At 61.1% G+C, this 17,433-nt stretch carries 15 protein-coding genes; 9 read left to right on the top strand and 6 right to left on the bottom strand.

The window, feature by feature from the left end:
* The first annotated feature begins 116 nt into the window (after window positions 1-116).
* From AC07RO_RS22950 to ggt, 4 genes are all read left to right on the top strand, one after another.
* Complete coding sequence (locus tag AC07RO_RS22950) at window positions 117-1,556, top strand: coniferyl aldehyde dehydrogenase (RefSeq protein ID WP_495087136.1); 1,440 nt, start codon at window positions 117-119, stop codon at window positions 1,554-1,556.
* A 345-nt stretch (window positions 1,557-1,901) separates the two neighbouring features.
* Window positions 1,902-2,384, top strand: coding sequence for a pantetheine-phosphate adenylyltransferase (coaD, locus tag AC07RO_RS22955; protein WP_282368658.1), 483 nt, complete (start codon window positions 1,902-1,904; stop codon window positions 2,382-2,384).
* A 99-nt stretch (window positions 2,385-2,483) separates the two neighbouring features.
* Window positions 2,484-2,735 (top strand): YfhL family 4Fe-4S dicluster ferredoxin, encoded by a 252-nt coding sequence (locus AC07RO_RS22960; RefSeq protein WP_065991092.1) that lies wholly within the window; start codon window positions 2,484-2,486, stop codon window positions 2,733-2,735.
* Between the two features lie 87 nt (window positions 2,736-2,822).
* Window positions 2,823-4,556, top strand: a complete 1,734-nt coding sequence (gene ggt / locus AC07RO_RS22965) for a gamma-glutamyltransferase (RefSeq protein ID WP_495087175.1) — start codon at window positions 2,823-2,825, stop codon at window positions 4,554-4,556.
* Here the strand turns inward: ggt and AC07RO_RS22970 are convergent.
* From AC07RO_RS22970 to AC07RO_RS22980, 3 genes are all read right to left on the bottom strand, one after another.
* Window positions 4,538-4,873 (bottom strand): multidrug transporter, encoded by a 336-nt coding sequence (locus tag AC07RO_RS22970; RefSeq protein WP_495087137.1) that lies wholly within the window; start codon window positions 4,871-4,873, stop codon window positions 4,538-4,540. The two genes, ggt and AC07RO_RS22970, sit on opposite strands and share 19 nt — an antisense overlap.
* A 165-nt stretch (window positions 4,874-5,038) precedes the next feature.
* On the bottom strand, window positions 5,039-5,851 hold the full coding sequence (gene mutM / locus AC07RO_RS22975; protein WP_192173002.1) for a bifunctional DNA-formamidopyrimidine glycosylase/DNA-(apurinic or apyrimidinic site) lyase: 813 nt from the start codon (window positions 5,849-5,851) through the stop codon (window positions 5,039-5,041).
* 38 nt (window positions 5,852-5,889) lie between these two features.
* Window positions 5,890-6,756 (bottom strand): HDOD domain-containing protein, encoded by an 867-nt coding sequence (locus AC07RO_RS22980; RefSeq protein WP_192173003.1) that lies wholly within the window; start codon window positions 6,754-6,756, stop codon window positions 5,890-5,892.
* A gap of 167 nt (window positions 6,757-6,923) precedes the next feature.
* Between AC07RO_RS22980 and AC07RO_RS22985 the strand changes: the two genes are divergently transcribed.
* Complete coding sequence (locus AC07RO_RS22985) at window positions 6,924-8,120, top strand: class I SAM-dependent rRNA methyltransferase (RefSeq protein ID WP_495087138.1); 1,197 nt, start codon at window positions 6,924-6,926, stop codon at window positions 8,118-8,120.
* A 422-nt stretch (window positions 8,121-8,542) separates the two neighbouring features.
* Complete coding sequence (ilvD, locus tag AC07RO_RS22990; RefSeq protein WP_282373373.1) at window positions 8,543-10,390, top strand: dihydroxy-acid dehydratase; 1,848 nt, start codon at window positions 8,543-8,545, stop codon at window positions 10,388-10,390.
* A gap of 144 nt (window positions 10,391-10,534) precedes the next feature.
* On the opposite strand, the gene AC07RO_RS22995 is transcribed toward ilvD, so the two are convergent.
* Entirely contained in the window at window positions 10,535-10,999 is a 465-nt protein-coding gene (locus AC07RO_RS22995; RefSeq protein WP_346630906.1) for a DUF3429 domain-containing protein, read from the bottom strand.
* Between the two features lie 143 nt (window positions 11,000-11,142).
* On the opposite strand from AC07RO_RS22995, the gene AC07RO_RS23000 reads away from it, so the two are divergent.
* The gene (locus AC07RO_RS23000) at window positions 11,143-12,411 is read left to right on the top strand and encodes a DASH family cryptochrome (protein ID WP_495087139.1); all 1,269 of its coding nucleotides are present in this window, start codon (window positions 11,143-11,145) and stop codon (window positions 12,409-12,411) included.
* A gap of 42 nt (window positions 12,412-12,453) precedes the next feature.
* On the opposite strand, the gene AC07RO_RS23005 is transcribed toward AC07RO_RS23000, so the two are convergent.
* Together AC07RO_RS23005 and AC07RO_RS23010 are read right to left on the bottom strand one after the other, a co-directional pair.
* The gene (locus tag AC07RO_RS23005; protein ID WP_495087140.1) at window positions 12,454-13,509 is read right to left on the bottom strand and encodes an HAD family hydrolase; all 1,056 of its coding nucleotides are present in this window, start codon (window positions 13,507-13,509) and stop codon (window positions 12,454-12,456) included.
* Between the two features lie 305 nt (window positions 13,510-13,814).
* Window positions 13,815-14,327: a dihydrofolate reductase gene (locus tag AC07RO_RS23010; protein WP_282373378.1), complete on the bottom strand. Its 513-nt coding sequence runs from the start codon at window positions 14,325-14,327 to the stop codon at window positions 13,815-13,817.
* 254 nt (window positions 14,328-14,581) lie between these two features.
* Between AC07RO_RS23010 and AC07RO_RS23015 the strand changes: the two genes are divergently transcribed.
* Window positions 14,582-15,961 carry a DUF2868 domain-containing protein gene (locus AC07RO_RS23015; protein ID WP_495087141.1) on the top strand — a complete coding sequence of 460 codons (1,380 nt, stop codon included), beginning with the start codon at window positions 14,582-14,584 and terminating at the stop codon, window positions 15,959-15,961.
* The gene (locus tag AC07RO_RS23020) at window positions 15,954-17,339 is read left to right on the top strand and encodes a GTPase/DUF3482 domain-containing protein (protein WP_495087142.1); all 1,386 of its coding nucleotides are present in this window, start codon (window positions 15,954-15,956) and stop codon (window positions 17,337-17,339) included. The genes AC07RO_RS23015 and AC07RO_RS23020 overlap by 8 nt, the downstream gene beginning before the upstream one ends.
* The last annotated feature ends 94 nt before the right edge of the window (window positions 17,340-17,433 follow it).

Genomic DNA, 17,433 nt, shown 5'->3' on the forward strand with positions numbered 1-17,433 from the left:
AGTTTAGTTTTAGCCGGGACAGTCTGGCGTGCGTCTGCGAGCGAATGCAAGGACCGTTGACTTCGTAGAGCAATGACTCTAAAAACCAGTGCATAACTTTAATAAGGACTGCTGCGATGCCCGCCGAATCCAAGCTTCTGCCCTATGCAGACGATGCCCCTCCCTTTCGCAGCAGCCTGGAGCAGGTATTCGATGAACAACGTCGCGCATTCGCGGCCAATCCGATGCCGACGCTGCAAGAACGCAAGCAATGGCTCGACCGCATGCACAGGCTGCTCAGCACTGAACGTCAGGCGATCATTGACGCGATCAGCGCTGATTTCAGCCACCGCAGCGCCGATGAAACGCTCCTCGCCGAGCTGATGCCCTGCCTGCACAACATCCGCCATGCCCAGCGTCATTTGAAGCAATGGATGCGGCCTTCCCGCCGAAGCGTCGGCCTGGCGTTCCAGCCCGCGAGCGCGAAAGTCGTTTACCAGCCGCTAGGCGTGATTGGCGTGGTGGTGCCGTGGAATTACCCGCTGTATCTGGCCATCGGGCCGCTGGTGGGCGCGTTGGCGGCGGGTAACCGCGTGATGCTCAAGCTCAGCGAATCCACGCCCGCCACCGGCGCTTTGCTAAAAAGCCTGCTGGCACGAGTGTTTGCGGAGGATCACGTCGGGGTTGTGCTGGGGGAGGCGGAGGTCGGCGCGGCCTTTTCGAGGTTGCCGTTTGATCACTTATTGTTCACGGGCGCCACCAGCGTCGGGCGGCATGTCATGCGCGCGGCGGCGGAAAACCTCACGCCCGTGACGCTGGAGCTGGGCGGTAAATCCCCTGCCATCGTGTCCCGCGACGTCCCGCTCAAGGACGCCGCCGAACGCATCGCTTTCGGCAAAACCCTCAACGCCGGACAAGCCTGCGTAGCGCCCGACTACGTGCTGGTGCCCAGGGACCGCGTTGACGAATTCGTTGAGTCCTACAAAGAAGCCGTCACGCGTTTTTATCCCACGCTGGCCGACAACCCGGACTACACCGCAATCATCAATCAGCGGCATGTCGCACGGCTGAATTCGTATCTCGCCGACGCGCAAACCAAGGGTGCCCGGGTGGTTCAGCTGTTCGCCGAGGGGCAGGACCGCAGAATGCCGTTCAGCCTGATTCTGGATGTGAGCGACGACATGCTGATCATGCAGGACGAGATCTTCGGACCGCTGCTGCCGATCGTGCCCTATGACCACATCGAGCACGCGTTCGCCTACATCAATCAACGCCCAAGGCCACTGGCGCTGTACTACTTCGGCTACGACCGACATGAACAGAACCGCGTGCTGGAGCAGACGCATTCGGGCGGCGTCTGCCTGAATGACACCCTGCTGCATGTCGCCCAGGACGACTTGCCTTTCGGCGGCATCGGCGCGTCGGGCATGGGCCATTACCACGGGCACGAAGGGTTTCTGACGTTCAGTCATGCCAAAGGCGTGCTGATCAAACAACGCTTCAACGCCGCACGCCTGATCTACCCGCCCTATGGAAAGGCGATCCAGAAATTGATTCAGCGACTGTTCGTGCGCTGATGCGTGTGCGAATTCACACCGACACAACGCGCCCCGCAGGACTGGCTGTGGAACATTCTGGGGCCGGCTTAGCCGGGAAGGCGTCTCGCGTCACCCCGCAAATCTGTTGGCGCCCACACCGGCCTCTTCCCGGCTGAAGCCGGTCCTACTATGAGACCGCATGCAGTCGGCGGGGATGGCTGTGGAACATTGTGGGGCCGGCTTTAGCCGGGAATGCATTTGGCGTCACGCCGTAAAACCAAGGGTTATCACGCCGGCAGGCCCACTCCAGACTTGCGCGACTTGGCCGGCTCAGCGTGCTGCGCTACCATCCAGTCCCCAACGAACTCCGACCAGGACGACGCGATGAACCGAGTGTTGTACCCCGGCACCTTCGACCCTATCACCAAGGGTCATGGCGATCTGGTCGAGCGCGCTTCGCGCCTGTTCGATCAAGTGGTCATTGCCGTCGCCGCCAGCCCCAAGAAAAACCCCCTGTTTCCGCTGGAGCAACGGGTTGCGCTTGCTCGCGAAGCGACCAAACACCTGCAAAACGTGGAAGTCGTAGGATTCTCGACACTGCTGGCGCACTTCGCCCAGGAACAGAACGCCAACATCCTGCTGCGCGGCCTGCGTGCGGTGTCGGATTTCGAGTACGAATTTCAGCTCGCCAACATGAACAAGCAACTGGCCCCGGACATCGAAAGTCTTTTTCTTACGCCGTCCGAACGCTATTCGTTCATTTCATCTACGCTGGTCAGGGAAATCGCAGCGTTAGGTGGTGATATCACCAAATTCGTACACCCCGCCGTGGCCCAGGCGCTAAGCGAACGCTTCAAAAAAGCCTGAGGCCTTGCGTCGAGGCGAGGTGCATACCGAGCGCTAATGCGGCACAATCCGCCGCATTCGTTTTGATATGCCCCGGTGTCGACCGTGGCAGGAGTATCCATGTCCCTGATCATCACCGACGATTGCATCAACTGCGACGTCTGCGAACCCGAGTGCCCGAACGAAGCGATTTCCCAGGGTGAAGAGATCTACGTGATCAATCCCAACCTGTGCACCGAATGCGTGGGTCACTATGACGAGCCGCAGTGCCAGCAAGTCTGCCCTGTGGACTGCATCCCGCTGGATGAAAACCACGTGGAGAGCAAGGACGAGCTCATGGCCAAGTACAACCTGATCACAAGCAAGGCATAACCGAACGCATATCCTGTCGGCATACGTGCTTTCGCCGAAGACACTGGCTTAACGCCTGTTGAATTGAGCGAGATACGCATGATCTCTATGCTGGAACGGATACCTGTTTTGTCAGGCGCAGTGTTTCTGCTGTGCGTTTTTTCGGCCCAGGCCAGCCCCGATCACCCTGATCAGGCCGCCATTGCCAGTCCGCACCCCATCGCGACGGCCGCCGGTCAGGAAATCCTGGTCGACGGCGGCAACGCATTCGATGCCGCAATCGCCATCAGCGCGACCCTCGCCGTCGTGGAGCCCTACGGGTCGGGCCTCGGCGGCGGCGGGTTTTTCCTGCTGCGCCAATCCGGCATCCCCGTTCAGTATCAATTTCTCGACGCGCGGGAAAAGGCGCCGCTCAAATCCAAACCCAAGATGTTCCACCGCAAAGGGATCCTCCAGCCGGACCTGTCCCTCAACGGACCTCTGGCGGCCGCGATTCCCGGGCTTCCCGCTGCGCTGGTCGAACTCGCCGAACGCTATGGCCGATTGCCGCTTTCGATTTCACTCGCGCCGGCAATCCGGGTCGCCTATCGCGGTTTTAAAGTGGACGGCGTTTATCGCGAACGCGCCAGTTGGCGGCTGTTCGCGCTGCGTAATAACAAGGAGAGTGCGCGCCTGTTTCTGCGGAACAACGATGTGCCAAATCTGGGTGACGTCATCACCCAGCCGGAACTGGCGCAGACGCTGGAGCGCCTTGCCGACAATGGCCGCGCAGGGTTCTACAGCGGTCTGGTGGCGCAGGCAATGGTCAGCGGCGTTCGCCGCGCAGGGGGCATCTGGAATTACCACGATTTCGAAGAATATGAAGTCGTCACGCGCACGCCTCTGCGCGTTCAGATGGCCGATCAACGGGAGCTGATCAGCGCACCGCCGCCCTCGGCAGGTGGCATCGCTCTGGCGCAAAGCCTGTTCATGCTGCAACAACTGCCGTGGCGGGAGTCAGGGAAAATCCAGCGGGCGCACTTGGTGATCGAGGCACTGCGCCGCGCTTACCGTGATCGCGTATTGCTGGGGGACCCTGACTTCGTGCCCAATCCGCTGGCTCAACTGCTCTCCCCCGACTACTTGCTGCAACTCACCACCAGCATCGACCCCCACCGCGCCACGCCCAACAACATCCTGTCACCCGCCCCGCGCTGGCGTGAGGGCGACAACACCAGCCATTTCGCCGCACTGGACAACGAAGGCAACGCCGTCACGGCGACACTCTCGCTGAATCTGCCCTTCGGCTCCGCGTTCACCGTGCCTGGCACCGGGATCATCCTCAACGATGAAATGGACGACTTTGCCATCGACCCCAAAGGCCAAAGCACCTCGGCGGCGGCAGGCGGTCACGCCAACGCCATTGAGCCGGGCAAGCGGCCCCTCTCCAGCATGAGCCCGAGTTTCATAGAAGGCCCGCAGTCCCTCGCAGCCTTCGGCACCCCGGGCGGCAGCCGTATCCCCAGCATGGTGCTGCTGTCGATACTGCAATACCTTGATGATCAGCCGATTGCCAACTGGGCATCAACGCCGCGCTATCACCACCAGTACACGCCGGATGTGGTCGAGTACGAGCCTGGGACTTTCACGGAGCAGGAACTGGCTGACCTGCGCGAGCGCGGTTACACGCTGAAAGAGACGGCGAAGGATTTTGGCAACCAGCAGGTGTTGTTGTGGCACAAGAACAGTGCCCGGGTTGAAGCGGCCAGTGATCCACGCGGCATTGGCGTGTCGACTACCTTCAAACCCGATGGCGCGCTGAAGCTGATGCGCGCCTGCGCCGATCAGTCCTGCTTGCCGTAACCATCGCCGGTGCAACCCAGGCAGCGGACAAATGCCGCCTTGCCCGGATCCACGACCAGCGCCTTGCCGGCGCGGCCAATGCCGCCACCGGCGGCGGTAAACGGCAATGCAACCACAAACAACCCGGCGCCAATGACGGTGGCAACGATGAGAATCGGCCGCGCAATCAGTAGGTCGCCGATCATCGCGTAGGCAGGAGGGCTTTCGATTTCGTAGACGGGATCACCACTGCCTGTCGCGTCCTGAGCCAGCGCAGGCGTGAGTTGCAAGCCGAAGAACACGGCCAACGTGGCAGCAAGCATGCGAAACGGGCTCATGGCATGGTCCTTCAGGCTAAGGCAGATATGAAGCTGTTCACTATAAACAGGGCGCGGGCTTACGCAAGGGGCGGCGTGTCTCACTGACGACACACGCCCTGTAGGAGACGTCGGATAAACCCTGGCGACCAAGCGGCGGTCAGTACTTCCTGTCGCTGTCGGGAATTATTTCTGGCACTTCGGGCAGTAAACGCTGGCCCGCTGACCCAGCTTCACTTCTCGCAGCGTGGTCCCGCAGACCTTGCACGGCTGCTCGCCGCGGCCGTACGCGAACAGTTCCTGCTGGAAGTAGCCGGGCTGGCCGTCGCCGCCGATGAAATCCCGCAGCGTCGTCCCGCCTCGCTCGATGGCGGCGGCCAGGATGCGTTTGATTTCAATCGCCAGCTTTATATAGCGCGCCTTGGAAACACTCCCGGCGGTACGGCGCGGATCGATTCCGGCGGCAAACAGGGCTTCGGTCGCATAGATGTTGCCGACGCCCACCACGATTGCGTTGTCCATGATGAAAGGCTTGACTGCCATCGCCCGGCCGCGAGAAAGCTCGAACAGACGCAAGCCATCGAACACCTCGGTCAGCGGTTCCGGCCCCAGGCGCGCGAGCAGCTCGTGGTTGAGCGGATCAAGGCTCCAGAGCATGGCGCCGAAACGACGGGGGTCGGTGTAGCGCAAGGCCAGGCCGGACTCGAGTTCGATGTCGACGTGCTCATGCTTGAGCGGCGGCAGACCGGCATCCACCAGGCGCAGATTACCCGACATGCCGAGGTGGCTGATCAGGGTGCCGACCTCCGCCTGGATCAGCAGATACTTGGCGCGGCGCTCGACGGCCACGATTTTCTGCCCCGACAGGCGCACGTCGAGGTCTTCGGGGATCGGCCAGCGCAGGCGACGATCACGCACGATCACCCGGCTGACGCGCTGGCCCACCAGATGCGGTGCGATGCCCCGACGAGTGGTTTCGACTTCAGGTAATTCAGGCATGGGGCCGCTCGATGAAGGGTGAGGTCAGGCGCGCAGCGTCAGTGCGCACTCAGCTCACGAATACTTTCTTTGAGGTTTTCGAAGTCATAGTCAGAGAAGCCGACGTAGTCGAGCACCAGAGGACCAATGCTGTTCCACTCATGGTCGACGGGCTCGTTGCCCAGGACGCGATGAGATTCGCACACATGCTCGGCCATTTTCAGCACGGCCAGCATGTTTTTCAGTGGCGCGTTGCGACCCGAGTCGTCCTGAAAAATCGCCAGCGCGTTGTGGTGATTGGCAATGGCGTTGCTGACATGTTCAGGCAAACGCCAGGACTTGGCGGTGAAATAACCGACAACGGCGTGGTTGGTGTTCAGCAGCCTGTTCTCGGTGTCGACTACGCGGCACTCCGCGGTGGCGTTGGAATACGCTTCTTCGAGCACGCTCATGTAATCGGGGAAACGCTTGATCATTAGCGGCACGCCGCAGTCATGAAACAGACCCAGCGCGTAGGATTCGTCCACGGTTTGTGAGCCGATGCGCTTGGCGATCGTTAGACTGGTCATCGCAACGTCCTGGGCGGTGTCCCAGAAACGGTTGAGCACGACGATGGTTTCGTCGCTCATCTCGCCCTTGATCGACTGCGCGTTGATCAGGTTGATGACCGAGCGACTGCCGAGCAGATTCACCGCCCGCTGAATCGAAGCGATTTTATTGCTCAGGCCGTAATGGCTGGAATTGACGATTTTCAGCAGCGCGCCGGAAAGCCCCGGATCCTGGGCGATCAACCGGGCGATGGCACCCAGATCAGGGTCGGGCATGTACTGCTCCATCTGCAAATCCACCATGATTTGCGGCTGGGGCGGAACGCTGATGCCTTGTAACGCCTGCTGGATCTGCTCGGACGTAAGCTCTTGGGACATAACTTCACACTCGGGGTCAGGCCACGATTCTAACCCCTCGCGGCCATGGGTCGACAACTGGATGACGATTCAACGGATCCGACGGACAGCCAGACGGTAACAGAGCACGGCGCGCCCGCCAGCCGGCTGACGCGCTATACTCCCGCTCTTTTTTCCGGAGCGACGTCATGTCCCTGCCTAGCTTGCGCCTCAAGCCCAACGCCGATCGCCGCCTGCGCGCCGGTCATTTGTGGGTCTACAGCAACGAAATCGACGTCGCTGCCACCCCGCTCAACGGCTTTGCTCCTGGCGCTCAAGCCATTCTCGAAGCCGCGGGCGGCAAGCCGCTGGGCATCGTCGCGATGAGCCCGCAAAACCTGATCTGCGCACGGTTGCTGTCCCGCGACGTCAAGCTGCCACTGGACAAGTCGCTGCTCGTTCATCGTTTGAACGTCTGCCTGTCGCTGCGCGAGCGTCTGTTCGACAAGCCGTTTTATCGCCTGGTCTATGGCGACTCCGACCTGCTGCCGGGTCTGGTTGTAGATCGTTTCGGCGACATTCTGGTGGTGCAGCTGGCGTCAGCCGCCATGGAGCAACTGAAACACGACGTGCTGGCTGCGCTGATTCAAGTGATCAAACCGAGCGGCATTCTGCTCAAGAACGACTCCGCCGCGCGCGACGCCGAAGGGCTGAACCGCTACGTTGAAACCGCGTTCGGCCTGGTGCCGGAGTGGGTCGTGCTGGAAGAGAACGGCGTGAAATTCGAAGCGCCGGTGATGGAAGGCCAGAAGACCGGCTGGTTCTACGACCATCGCATGAACCGCGCGCGCCTGGCGCCTTACGCCAAGGGCAAGCGTGTGCTGGACCTGTTCAGTTATATCGGCGGCTGGGGCATCCAGGCCGGTGCGTTCGGCGCCAGCGAAGTGTTCTGCGTGGATGCGTCTGCCTTTGCGCTGGACGGTGTAGAGCGTAACGCGGCGCTGAATGGCTTCGCGGAGAAGGTCACCTGCATCGAAGGCGACGTGTTTGAAGCGCTGAAGGAGCTGAAAGCCGCTGAAGAGCGTTTCGACGTGATCATCGCCGACCCGCCTGCGTTCATCAAACGCAAGAAAGACATGAAAAACGGCGAAGGCGCCTACCGCCGCCTGAACGAGCAAGCCATGCGCCTGCTCAGCAAGGACGGCATTCTGGTCAGCGCTTCCTGCTCGATGCACCTGCCGGAAGACGACCTGCAAAACATCCTGCTGACCAGCGCCCGCCATCTGGACCGCAACATCCAGCTGCTCGAGCGCGGCGGCCAGGGCCCGGACCACCCGGTCCACCCTGCGATCCCAGAGACCCGCTACATCAAAAGCATCACCTGCCGGTTGCTGCCGAACAGCTGATGGCTGTGGCGTAAAGAGATCGCCCATTTATGCAGATCCCGCGCGGATCTGTAGGCGACTGATCCTTGTGGGAGTGAGCTTGCTCACGAAGACGGCGTTCCACCCGCTGAAGCTTTAGCGAATGTACCGCCACCTTCGTGAGCAAGCTCACTCCCACAGTTGCGTTTGTCTGCAGATACATCTGTGTTATCAGACCGATGAATCCGCAGCCCCACTTCCCGCCATTCCCTCCCGCCCTCACAGGTGTAGAATCAGCGCTATTCATCGCCAGTCATCCCCCGGCGGGTTTATGAGCTCAGGCTGGGCGTACGGTGATCCCGTATCGTTCGGTTTCTTCGCTGCATCCGGTCACTGCCTTTTGCACACGACGTCACTAGAAGCTCACTCCCTTCCTTATTCAGCCGATTAGCCGGAGTGTTCCAATGCCTGATTACCGTTCGAAAACGTCCACCCACGGCCGCAATATGGCCGGCGCCCGCGCCTTGTGGCGTGCCACGGGCATGAAGGACGACGACTTCAAGAAGCCGATCATCGCCATCGCCAACTCGTTCACCCAGTTCGTACCGGGCCATGTCCACTTGAAGGACATGGGTCAGCTGGTGGCGCGCGAGATCGAAAGAGCAGGCGGCGTCGCCAAGGAATTCAACACCATCGCGGTGGATGACGGCATCGCCATGGGCCATGACGGGATGCTGTATTCGCTGCCAAGCCGCGAGATCATTGCCGACTCGGTCGAGTACATGGTCAACGCCCACTGCGCCGATGCCATTGTCTGCATCTCCAACTGCGACAAGATCACCCCCGGCATGCTGATGGCTGCGTTGCGCCTGAACATCCCGGTGGTCTTCGTTTCCGGCGGTCCGATGGAAGCCGGCAAGACCAAGCTCGCCAGCCACGGCCTGGACCTGGTCGACGCCATGGTCATCGCTGCCGACTCCACCGCGTCCGACGAAAAAGTCGCTGAATACGAGCGCAGCGCCTGCCCGACGTGCGGTTCGTGCTCCGGGATGTTCACCGCCAACTCGATGAACTGCCTGACCGAAGCCCTGGGCCTTGCGCTGCCGGGCAACGGCTCGACGCTGGCGACCCACTCCGACCGCGAACAGCTGTTCCTGCAGGCCGGCCGCACCATCGTCGACCTGTGCAAAACCTATTACAAAGACAATGACGACTCGGTGCTGCCGCGTAACATCGCCAACTTCAAGGCCTTTGAAAACGCAATGACCCTCGACATCGCCATGGGCGGTTCGACCAACACCATCCTGCATTTGCTGGCCGCTGCCCAGGAAGCCGAGATTCCGTTCGACCTGCGCGACATCGATCGCCTGTCGCGCCGCGTGCCGCAACTGTGCAAGGTCGCGCCGAATATCCAGAAGTACCACATGGAAGACGTCCACCGCGCCGGCGGCATCTTCAGCATTCTGGGCTCGCTGGCCCGTGGCGGCCTGCTGCACACCGACCTGCCGACCGTGCACAGCAAATCCATGGAAGAAGCCATCGCCAAGTGGGACATCACCCAGACTGACGACGAAGCGGTGCATCACTTCTTCAAAGCGGGCCCTGCCGGTATTCCGACCCAGACGGCCTTCAGCCAGTCGACCCGTTGGGACACCCTGGACGACGACCGCGAGAACGGCTGCATCCGTAGCGTCGAGCACGCCTACTCTCAAGAAGGGGGCCTGGCCGTGCTGTACGGCAACATCGCGCTTGACGGCTGCGTGGTCAAAACTGCGGGTGTGGACGAGTCAATTCACGTGTTCGAAGGCAACGCCAAGATTTTCGAAAGCCAGGACAGCGCCGTTCGCGGCATTCTGGCGGACGAGGTGAAGGCCGGCGACATCGTGATCATCCGTTACGAAGGTCCGAAAGGCGGCCCGGGCATGCAGGAAATGCTGTACCCGACGTCGTACCTGAAGTCGAAAGGCCTGGGCAAAGACTGTGCGCTGCTGACCGACGGGCGTTTCTCGGGCGGGACCTCGGGCCTGTCCATCGGCCATGCTTCTCCTGAAGCCGCAGCCGGCGGCGCGATCGGTCTGGTTCGTGACGGCGATAAGGTGCTGATCGACATTCCGAATCGCTCGATCAACCTGATGATCGACGACGCGGAAATGGCCGAACGCCGCGCCGAGCAGGAAAAGAAAGGCTGGAAGCCGGTTGAGTCGCGCCCTCGCAAGGTGACCACCGCCCTCAAGGCCTACGCCCTGCTGGCGACCAGCGCCGACAAAGGTGCCGTGCGTGACAAGGCCCTGCTGGACAAGCTGGTGCCATAAGCATTACCTCGCACTGAAGAACACCCCGCCTGTCGGGGTGTTTTTTTGTCTGCCAGCCGCTTTAAAGAGGCAAGGCTCGACCATCCGTCGAACATCCACCCGGGCCCATCAATTTCGCCGGCAACAGATCCAGACACCGGCGATTCATGAGCCAATGGCTACGGTGATCGCACCCAACAGCAGGCAAAGACTCGCGACCAACGTCAGACGCAGACGCATCGGCAAATACCAGGCGGGCAGTGTTGTCGCCTTCACCAGACGCCGGTCCTGCCAGTAATGCGTGACGAACCCGAAAATCAGCAGCAAAAGCCCCAGCGGTGCCGGCAATAGCAGAGCGGGCCAGGCGATCAGTGCCGGGATGACACTCCAGATGAACCGCTCGCGACATTGATCGGCACTCAACCCTTGCAGGGTCATGGCGAACCCCCAATGAAGCGCGCCCACAAAGCTCAGGATCACCGCCCCGTAGGCGACCAGCGCTTGCGTCAAGAAAGGGCGATATTCGACTGAAAAAAGAATCAGCAACAGCAGCCCAACGAACGGCAGCAACCCCCCATAGCCCAGCAGGGCGACATACCTTGGCGACGAAGACAGCGACAACGCTTTCATTTGAGCCCCTTCCAGTCATTTACTTGAAAGACTATCGCTCAAAAGCGCAATCCTGTTTAGCTTCTCTTCGCTCGAACGGAAAAAGGACCACGTCCTCAAACCAACTGATCAAGGCCTTGATCCCTAGACGCTGAGACCTTCATATGAATACGTTGATCTATTGGTTCCGTCAGGACCTGCGACTTGCCGACAACCCAGCGTTCAATCACGCATGTGAAATTGCTGACACGCTGCTGCCGCTTTACTGCACACCCGTGACGACTTCGTCGCCATGGGGATTCGAGCGCATCGGCGCCCACCGCCAGTATTTCGAGCAATCAGCGGTCAGCGCACTGGCCGAGCAATTGCGGGCTCACGGCAGTGGGTTGATGCAGGTCGAGGGTGAGCCGGTTGAACGGCTTGTCGCCCTGGCCCACGAATGGGGTATCGATACGGTCATCTGCGAACGCATCGCGGCGCCGGAAGAGGAAGCACAGGTGCAGGGCCTTCGCGCAGCGGGATTGACCGTGGAAGATCACTGGCAGTCGACGCTGTTTTCGCTGGATGAGTTGCCGATGGCGGTCGAGGAGTTGCCCGACGTATTCAGCAGCTTTCGCCGTCTTGTGGAAAAAGCCCACACCTCTGCACGCCCCGTCATACCGTCGCCAACGACAATTCCTGCGCTGCCCCAAGGCTTGAGCATCAAGCCGGTCACGCTGCAGACGCCTCCCGCTTTGGACCCCCGCTCGGCGTTTCCTTATCAAAACCAGACGTTCCAAGGCGGCGAGCAGGCGGCCATCGAACATCTGCAGCAGTATTTCCGTCGGGGTCTGGCGAACAGCTATAAAGCCACCCGCAACAACCTGAGTGCTGTGGACGACTCCACCAAGTTTTCGCCTTGGCTTGCACGGGGTTCGCTGTCAGCGCCGCAGATTGATAAGACGTTGAAGGCTTTCGAGGCCGAACACGGCGCCAACGACAGCACGTACTGGATCTATTTCGAGTTGCTGTGGCGCGATTACTTTCGCTTGCTGCACCTCAAATACGGTCGCTTTCTGTACCGCGCCAGTGGCCTGAAAGGTGGCAGCAAGCCAGGCCACAACCCACAGGGGTTCGCGCGCTGGTGTCGGGGTGAAACCGGGGAAGCATTGATAGACGCTGGCATGCGGGAATTGGCAGCAACCGGCTACTTATCCAACCGAATGCGCCAGATCGTCGCCAGTTACCTGATTTTTGACCTGAAGGGCGATTGGCGCGCCGGGGCCGCCTGGTTCGAAGCGCAGCTGGTGGATTACGACGTCTACAGCAATCAGGGCAATTGGCTGTACATCGCCGGCTACGGAACGGACCCCAGGGGCGGTCGGCGCTTTAACACCACGAAGCAAGCGGACGAACATGATGCCGACGGCGCATACCGCAGGTTATGGGCCTGACAGTGCGCGGCACGGCAAATCACCGTGCCGCGATGAGACGGCTTACTGAATCTCGTCCGGCTTGACGATTACCCAGTTCTTGTCCGCCGTGACCGGCAAGCCCTCTTTAGCCTGAGCCTCGGCGTTGGTCCTCATCATGCCGTTGAGCTGAGTCATGTACTTGTCCTTGCGATTGATCCACAGATGAACGCCGCCTTTGCTGACATCGACGCTATGGAACAGCATGTAACCGTCGCTGGTAGGGGTGTCGCCGCCCACCAGCACCGGTTTTTTCCACTGATCGATGTAGGTCAGGATCGCCGCCTGCTTGCCGGCCATCCACGTCGCCGGGGTCCACAGGTAAGGCGTCAGCTCAAGACCGAGGTTGGCTTTCTCATCGTACTTGCCGGCGGTGATCTGCTTGCGCGCGGTCGTCAATTCGCCTGTCTCGCGGTTCTTCAGCAGCGTGGTCACGCCGATAACATTCTGCGGCTTAACGTTGTAGCCGTATTTAGGATCAGCGGCGACCATGCGCACCAGCTCTTCTGACGCTGCGGTCATCACATAGACCTCGATGCCGTTTTCCATCAGCTTGTTGTATAGCTCGGCCTGGCCGGTGAAGACCTTGGGCGGCTGCACTTCGATGGTCTTGACCACGTCGCCTTCGTAATAGGTGCTTGGTACGGGTTTACCCGAGGCCATCAGCTCGTCGACGTAGCCTTTGAGTTCTTTGAGGGTGAAGCCGGAAAACACTTGCGCGACCCATGGATAACAGACCATGTCGTCGATTTCGCACAGCCGGTAGTAATAGCTGAACAGGCTTTCCTTATGGTCAGCGGTGTCCTTGAACGGGATGAGCTTGAGAGAAGGATCGAGCGTGTCGCGGGTGATCAGCCCTTTGTTTTCCATGAACGGCAGCAGTGACTCTTCCAGATCGTAGCGGTAGCTGGTGTTGTCCATGTCGAAAACGGCGAAATTACCTTTGTTGGCGTTCGCCGCAATCATTGCGTTGAGCTGCTTGGCGGCAGGCGCAGGCCAGTGGGTCAGCTCGGTGGCGAGTGCCTGTCCGGCCAGGCCCATACACAGCGCGGTGGCCAATAATGTTGGTACGAATTTCATGGTGATCCCCTCCCCTTTTTTGGTTCGAGGAGGACCGTAACAAAAAGCCATGACTGTTTCGATGCGTCAGCGACAGCGTCCGTTCTCACCGCGTCACCTCAGGCGCCATTCGCGACAGATGACATGAAAACGACGTTTTTGTGACAACGCTTGAGCTGCTTAAACTTGTGGGAGCGAGCTTGCTCGCGAATAGGCCGGTACATCCCCTAAATCTTCACCGGCTGAAATGCCATCTTCGTGAGCAAGCTCACTCCCACCGTTGACCGCACTCCCCTGTAGGAGTGAGCTTGCTCGCGATAGCGATATCAGGCCCGCTCCCAAACCTCGAAACTGTACGCAGGCTTGTCATCCAGCGCCGGGTTTGGCGTGTCGGAAACCAGTTTCCACTGCGCCAGATCGAATTCCGGAAACCACGCATCGCCTTCGGGACTCAACGCAACGCGGGTGAGGTACAGGCGGTCAGCGTGCTCAAGGGCTTGCCCGTAGAGCTGGGCGCCGCCGATCAGCATCACTTCGCTGACACCTTGCTCGCGTGCCCACTCTTCCGCGCGGTGCACCGCCGCGTCCAGAGAGGTAAATACTTCGGCGCCTTCAAGCTGCAAATCCTGCTGGCGCGTGACCACCAGATTCAACCGACCCGGCAGCGGACGGCCCAGGGAATCCCAGGTCTTGCGACCCATGATGATCGGCTTGCCCAGCGTGGTTGCCTTGAAATATTTGAAATCGCCCGGCAGGTGCCAGGGCATGGAATTGTCGACGCCGATGACCCGGTTTTCAGCGAGTGCGGCGATCAAGCTCAGGGGGAGATGTTTTTTCATGGCGCGAGGATATCAGAGGCCACCCCCGGATTCCTTCCCCGGAGTGCGAGCCGAATGACCATCGCCCGGAAGGACCCTATCGCGAGCAAGCTCACTCCTACAATGGCCGCAGATGGCGGAAAATTGCGAACGACGAACCTGTAGGAGTGAGCTTGCTCGCGATGGCGGTTGTCCAAACAACGCGAACCCTTGGCAATGCGCGATCGCAGCCACACCGGTTATGCTCACCCACGACTTTACCGACGAGACGCCGCGTGACTGCACTGACTCCCCTTGATGAACTCTGGCTGACCGAAGCTGTGCGCCTGCGTGAAGAACACGCCGGCGCGCTCGAAGACGAAGAAGCCAATCGCCGCGCTCGTGCCGCTGCGGGCGACCTGCAAACCCGGATCAAACACCGCGCCCTGTGGCTTGCCGAACGCGACGGCATGCGCAAGGCCCTGCATCACTGGAAACAAGGCGCGCGGCTGGCGCTGATCGTGCTGGCGGTGTTCGCGGTGGTCAGCGGCGCCGGACTGGCTTTCGCTGCGTTGGGCGACGGACAGACACCCGTCAATGTGTTCTGGGCGCTGGGCAGCCTGCTCGGACTTAACCTGATTCTGCTGACAAGCTGGGCGATGGGCCTGCTCTTCGTCGGGGAAAGTACCGCTGGCCTCGGTCGCCTCTGGATGTGGCTCAGCGAGAAGCTGGCACGCGATGCCCAGGCCGCGCAGCTCGCGCCGGCGTTGATATTGCTGCTGCAACGCAAGCGTCTGAACCGATGGGTGCTGGGCATCTGCGTCAACGGCCTGTGGTTGATCGCCCTGCTCAGCGCCCTGACGCTGCTGCTGTTACTGATGGCGACGCGGCGCTATGGCTTCGTCTGGGAAACCACCATTCTGGGTAGCGACACCTTTGTCAGCCTGACCCGAGGCCTGGGGGCGATTCCTTCGTCGCTGGGTTTCAGCGTGCCGACCGAACCGATGATTCGCGCCAGCGGCGACAACGCCCTCGCCATCGAAAACGCCCGTCAGGCCTGGGCCGGATGGCTGGTCGGCGTGCTGGTGGTGTTCGGTATTGTGCCGCGTTTTCTGCTGACGGTGCTGTGTTACCTGCGTTGGCGCGTGGGTCGACTAGGGTTGGCGCTGGATCTGAATCACCCCGGCTTTGTCGAACTGCGCGAGCGCTTAATGCCCAGCAGTGAACGGCTGGGCATCAACGATGCAGCGCCTCCTGAGCTTCACGCGGTAATCACCGGTCCGTCGGCGAGCGAAAGCCAGGGCGCGCTGCTCGTCGCCATCGAGCTGGACAATCAGCAGCTGTGGCCGCCCGAGCTTCCCGACAACGTGGTCAATGCCGGCGTTCTCGACTCCCGGGAATCACGGCGCACACTGCTTGACCAACTGACACGCTATCCGCCCGCGCGCCTTGCCATTGCCTGCGACCCACGTCGCTCGCCAGACCGCGGCAGCCTGGCGTTGATTGCAGAACTCGCGCGCTGCGCCACCTCCACACGCATCTGGCTGTTGCCGGCCCCCACTGGACAGGCGCTGGACGCCGACCGACTGGAGGATTGGCACACGGCGTTGCAGCAGCTTGAACTGAACTGGACCGACAGCGCGCCAGTGACCTGGCTGGAGAGCGGACATGACTGACAAGGACGCAATTCGACCGCTGAAACTGGCCGTGGTTGGCCACACCAACGTCGGCAAAACCTCGCTGTTGCGCACGCTCACGCGCGATGTCGGCTTCGGCGAGGTCTCCCATCGCCCGAGCACCACGCGGCACGTCGAAGGCGCGCGGCTGTCGGTGGATGGCGAGGCGCTGCTGGAGCTGTACGACACGCCCGGCCTGGAAGACGCCATCGCCCTGCTGGATTATCTCGAGCGGCTGGACAGACCCGGCGAACGGCTCGACGGCCCGGCGCGGCTCGGGCGTTTTCTGGAGGGCAGCGAGGCGCGCCAGCGTTTCGAACAGGAAGCCAAAGTGCTTCGTCAGTTGCTCGCCTCCGACGCCGGCTTGTACGTGATCGACGCGCGAGAGCCGGTGCTCGCCAAATATCGCGACGAGCTGGCGGTCCTCGCCAGTTGCGGCAAACCCTTGCTGCCCGTGCTCAATTTTGTCAGCAGTGCGCAGCAGCGCGAACCGGACTGGCGTGAAGCGCTGGCGCGTCTTGGGCTGCATGCGCTGGTACGCTTCGACAGCGTCGCCCCACCGGAAGATGGCGAACGCCGTCTGTATGAAAGCCTCGCCCTGCTGCTGGAAACATCACGGGGAAGACTTGAGCGTCTTATCGCAGACCAGCAGGCCCAGCGTGAAGCTCGCAAGCAGAGCGCAGCCAGGCTGATCGCCGAACTGTTGCTGGACTGCGCAGCCTGTCGCCGAAGTGTGGCAACGGATTCCGGTCAGGTGCAGGCGGCGATCGATGACCTGCGCAAGGCCGTGCGCCAGCGCGAACAACGTTGCGTCGAGTCGCTGCTCAAGCTCTACGCCTTTCGTCGCGAAGACGCCTCGGCCAGCGATTTACCGTTGATGGACGGCCGTTGGGGCGATGACCTGTTCAATCCCGAAACCCTGAAATTGCTGGGCGTACGTGTGGGTGGCGGTATCGCTGCGGGCGCGGCGGCAGGTGCAGGCGTGGACCTGCTGGTCGGCGGCATCACGCTGGGTGCGGCGGCACTGGTCGGCGCGATTGCCGGCGGCGCCCTGCAAACAGCGCGCAGTTATGGCAGCCGGTTGATGGACAAATTCAAGGGGCAGCGCGAACTGACGGTCGACGATGCCGTGCTGCGACTGCTGGCGCTGCGCCAACGGCAACTGCTGCAAGCCCTGGAGGTGCGGGGTCATGCCGCGATAGAGAGCATCAAACTGACAGCCCCTCTCGACAAAACCTGGCGCGAAGGCAAGTTGCCGGAGGCGCTGCATAAGGCGCGAGCGCATCCGCAATGGTCGTCGCTGAATCAGGGGGCGAAGCTGAATCAAAGCGAGCGGCAGGAGCAAGTCGAGGCGTTGGCGAAGACCGTGCTCGTCTGAAATGAGCCGCACGACTGATCGGGCGGCAAGCTGCCGACAGTCGCTTCAATCATTTTGCGGTAGGGGAATTGCGCGCGGACCGGTATGATCGCGC

Source organism: Pseudomonas sp. GW821-FHT07F05, from assembly GCF_059418765.1.